This window comes from Streptomyces sp. CO7 (genome assembly GCF_053474865.1).
The window spans coordinates 35,633-39,753 of sequence record NZ_JBRIOU010000007.1; the positions used below are offsets into that span (position 1 = coordinate 35,633).

Here is a 4,121-nt window from a genome sequence, read left to right on the forward strand (position 1 = left end):
GCCTCCTGCCCGGTGGGCGTGCCGCCCCAGGGAGTGGGGTGCTGGGTGGCGGGGCCGGCGCCCTGCGACTCGAGGTGTTCCGGGGCCGCGCCCTGCTGCCCCGACTGACGGACGACGGTGGCCGGTCCGCGGTCGGCGAGGGACCGCACGGGGCTCATCGAGGCGTCGGGGGTCGGCGGTCCGAGGTGCAGCGGGCGGCGCGGGCCGCCGCGTCCGGGCGCCTGGGCGGCGGCGCCGAGGTCGTAACTTCCGCTGTCGTGGACGCCGGTGGCGTGGGACGTCGCTCCGGCGCCTTGGTGCTCCTGGCCGCCGTGCTCCGGTCCGCCCTGTGCCGCGGCCTGGTCCGCCCCCGCGGGCTGCTCGGCGTAGACCGGGTACCCGGCCGCGCCCTGCTGCTCCGCGTAGGCCTGCTGCTCGGGGTACGCCTGCTCCGCGTACGCCTGCTGACCGTGGGCCTGCTGACCGTGACCGTGCTGACCGTGCTGGTCCGCGTAGCCGCCCTCCGGGTAGCCGCCCTCGGCGTAGCCGCCCTCCGGGTACGCGCCTTCCTGCCCCGGCGGCACCTCGTTGCCCCAGGCGCCCTGGGCGCCCGGCAGCAGGAGCTGGTCTTCCTCGGCGGTCGGCTCGGAGAGGTAGGTGTAGGAACCCGGCGCGGGGACGCCCGGCTGTTCCACCGTGCCTGCGCTCTCCGGCAGTCCCTCGCCCGGGACCTGGCCGGTGTCGGTCATGCGTACCCCTCGCCCATCGGTTGGTGCTTCTGACGACCTGCTCGTCCGGAGCGGCGCGCGGACCGCCCGTCCTGTTGAACGAGCGCGCCCGCCGAGCGGCACGAGAGACCCGCCCACTCGGACGAGGAGCCGACAACTCGCATTGTCGCCGTCCCCCGCCCTCCGACGCAGGCCGATCCGGCAAGGTCCGTGGTGGAACTCGCCCTCTCGTGCGCCTCCGGCGCCGTCGTACCGCACCCGTCCTTCCGGCCGGCGGTCTTGTCCGGACATGGTCCGACGAGAACCGAAATCCAGGCGTGGTACAACGATCGGCCAGCCTACCCCGCGCCCCGACACCGTTCGATCACGGGGCGCTACTGACGACGGGCGGCGGCGTACCGGCCGGGGATCAGCGGGTCCGCTCGCGCGGCCGTTCGCCGCAGAGGAGGAATCCGACGCTGCGGCCGTTCTCGGTCCACTGCTCGGCGTCGAGGGTGACGGACTGCAGGAGCGAGCAGTCGACCGCGAACCCGCGCTCGGCCAGGCGGCGGCCCGCGAGTTCGGCGACGTCCCGGGTGGGGACGTGGGCGACGATCCGCTCGGGACGGCGGTCGGCGACGGCGGCGATCACCTCCGCTCCCCCGTCGGCGATCCGCACCACGTCGGGCTCGGGCAGGTCCTCCAGGACGTGCGGGGCGGCGCCCCGGACGGTCTGGAGCTGCACCCCGGCCCGGCGGGCGGCGCGCTCGGTGCGGGCGCAGGCCTCCGGGTCGCGGTCCACGGCGATGACGGCGGCCCCGGCGCGGGCGGCCTCGACGGAGAACGCGCCGCTGCCGCAGCCGATGTCCCAGACCAGATCGCCCAGGCGCGGGCCCAGGCGGGACAGTTGCGCGGCCCGCAGGGGTTCCGCCTCCGCCTCGCCCAGCGGCCCGTCGTAGCAGTCGGCGGGCAGGACCCAGCCGCGGGGACCGGTGGGCGCCCGGCCGGCGATCCAGGGCGCGGACTCGGCGAGGGTCGGGGCGCCGATGGCGATCACCACGTTCGGGTCGCGCCAGCTGTGGTCGGCGGCACGGTCGGAGGTGACGATGCTCACCTGCTCGCGGTCGGTGCCGAGTTCCTCGCAGACCACGAAGGTGCGGGGCGCGCCCTCGAGGAGCAGCCCGAGTTCGGCGGGTCCGGCGCCCGGGGCGGTGAGGACGGCGACCTTGGTGTGGGCGCGGCAGACGTTGACGGCCCGGCGCAGGGTGCGCGGCTGGGCGACGACGACCAGGGCGTCGTCCCAGGGCATTCCGGCGCGGGCGAAGGCGGCGGCGACCGAGGAGACGGCCGGGACCACCTCGACCTCGAGTCCGAACTCCGGTGCGCGCAGGGTGCGCACGACGCCGAAGAAGCCGGGGTCCCCGTCGGCGAGGACCACGGCGGTGCCGCGGTGGCCGGCGATCCGGCGGGCGGCGAGCGGGAGACTGCCGAGGGTGACGCGTTCGGCGGTGGGCGGCACCTCGGGCAGTGCCAGGTGGTGGGGGGCTCCGGCCACCAGGGTGGCGGCGCCGAGCGCGGAGAGTCCCGCGGCGGTCAGAGGCGAGCCGTCCCAGCCGATCACCGTGACGCGGTCGGCCATCGTCGTCAGTCTCCAGGGGGTGGTGTGCGGTGCTGTCCGCGGGCGGTCGGGCGGGCCCGGTCGGGGGCGCGCTGTGAGGTTACCCCGCGGATGCGGGAGCAAGGGTCAGTCCCAGTCCGCGTACTCGCCGACGCCCTCGAAGTCCTCCGGGAGCAGGCTCCAGACGATGAGGTCGGTGCGCACGTCGTTCCACACGCCGGTGTCGTCCTTGGCCCGGGCTATGAAGGCGCCGCGCAGCACGCCCTCGCTGATGCAGCCGATCTTCTGGGCGACCTGCTGGGAGGCCGCGTTGTCGGCGGCGGTGCGCAGTTCCATGCGCTCGAACTTCTGGTCGCGGAAGAGCCATTGGGCGGCCGCCACGGTGGCCTCGGTGGCGTATCCCTCGCCGCGGGCCCAGGGGGCGATCACGTAGGCGACCTCGGCGGAGCGGATCCGCCAGTCGGTGTGGTGCAGGCGGAGCGTGCCGACCAGGCGCTGGGTGAGGAACTCGGTGACGGCCAGGACGATGCCGCGGCCCTCGGTGCGCTCGGCGGGGGCGCCTTCGGCAATCCACCGGCGGGCGTGGTCCTCGGTGTAGGGGTGCGGGACGGAGGTCCAGGCGACGACCTGCTCGTCGTTCAGCATCTCGGTGTAGGCGGGGACGTCCGCCTCCTCGAGCGGACGCAGGACCAACCGCTCCGTGCTGATGGAGATGTCGGGGAAGGTGCCGTTCATGCGCCGCTCCGGGTGTCGGGGAACCGTTCGGACCTGCTGAACTCTTCAGCATGCAGCATGAAATCACCGATCAGGACGGCGGGGTCCACTCCGGCGGCCGGAGTGGACCCCGCTTCCCTGACGGGGCGTCGGTCAGGACGTGGCGTCGTCTCAGAAGGAGGCGATGACGGAGCCGGCGTACTTGTCCTCGATGAACTTCTTCACCTCGGGAGAGGTGAGCAGCTTGACGAGCTTCTTGACGCGCGGGTCGTTCTCGGAGCCCTCCTTGACGACGAGGAGGTTGCCGAAGGGGCTGTTCTCGGCGGACTCGAGCACCAGGGCGTCCTGGGCGGGCTTGAGGCCGGCCTCGATGGCGTAGTTGCCGTTGACCACGGCGGCGTCGACGTCGTCGAGGGCGCGCGGGGTCTGGGCCGCCTCGAGCTCCTTGAACTGCAGCTTCTTCGGGTTCTTGGTGATGTCGGCCGGGGTGGCCTCGCTCTCCGAACCCTGCTTCAGCTCGATCAGGCCCTTGTCGGCGAGGAGCTTGAGGGCGCGGGCCTCGTTGGCCGTGTCGTTCGGGACGGCGACGGTGGCGCCGTTCTTCAGCTCCTCGACCTTCTCGAACTTGTTCGAGTAGAGGCCGAGGGGCTCCAGGTGGACCGCGACGACGGGCACGAGGTGCGTGCCGTTCTTCTTGTTGAAGTCGTCGAGGTACGGCTTGGTCTGGAAGTAGTTGGCGCCGACGGAGCCGTCCTCGGTGGCCGTGTTGGGAGTCACGTAGTCGGTGAACTCCTTGACCTGCAGGTCGAGGCCGGCCTTCTTCGCCAGGTTGTCCTTGACGTAGGTGAGGACCTCGGCGTGCGGCACGGGGGTCGCGGCGACGACGAGGGGGCCGTCGGTGGCGGCGGCCTTGTCGTCGGAGCCGCCGCAGGCGGTCAGGCCCAGGGACAGGGCTCCGGCGGTCAGGAGGGCGGTGGCGACCTTGCCGTTGAGAAGCTTGGCGGTGTTACGCACGAAAAGTGCCTTTCCGTTGCGGCACGCGGGGCGTGCCTGGTGGTGCTCCCCCGCGTCGGGTGGTGCGGGGAGGTCTGGGGGTGGGCCGC

At 73.3% G+C, this 4,121-nt stretch carries 3 protein-coding genes and 1 pseudogene; all 4 read right to left on the reverse strand.

The features are described 5' to 3' along the window. Positions 1-728, reverse strand: a pseudogene (locus ACOV8S_RS23940) (nicotinate-nucleotide--dimethylbenzimidazole phosphoribosyltransferase); the annotation flags it as partial. 388 nt (positions 729-1,116) lie between these two features. Continuing rightward, complete coding sequence (gene cbiE, locus ACOV8S_RS23945; protein ID WP_351112317.1) at positions 1,117-2,325, reverse strand: precorrin-6y C5,15-methyltransferase (decarboxylating) subunit CbiE; 1,209 nt, start codon at positions 2,323-2,325, stop codon at positions 1,117-1,119. A 105-nt stretch (positions 2,326-2,430) separates the two neighbouring features. After that, entirely contained in the window at positions 2,431-3,039 is a 609-nt protein-coding gene (locus ACOV8S_RS23950; RefSeq protein ID WP_448320190.1) for a GNAT family N-acetyltransferase, read from the reverse strand. 150 nt (positions 3,040-3,189) lie between these two features. Next, on the reverse strand, positions 3,190-4,032 hold the full coding sequence (locus ACOV8S_RS23955; protein ID WP_448320191.1) for a MetQ/NlpA family ABC transporter substrate-binding protein: 843 nt from the start codon (positions 4,030-4,032) through the stop codon (positions 3,190-3,192). Between the last annotated feature and the right edge of the window lie 89 nt (positions 4,033-4,121).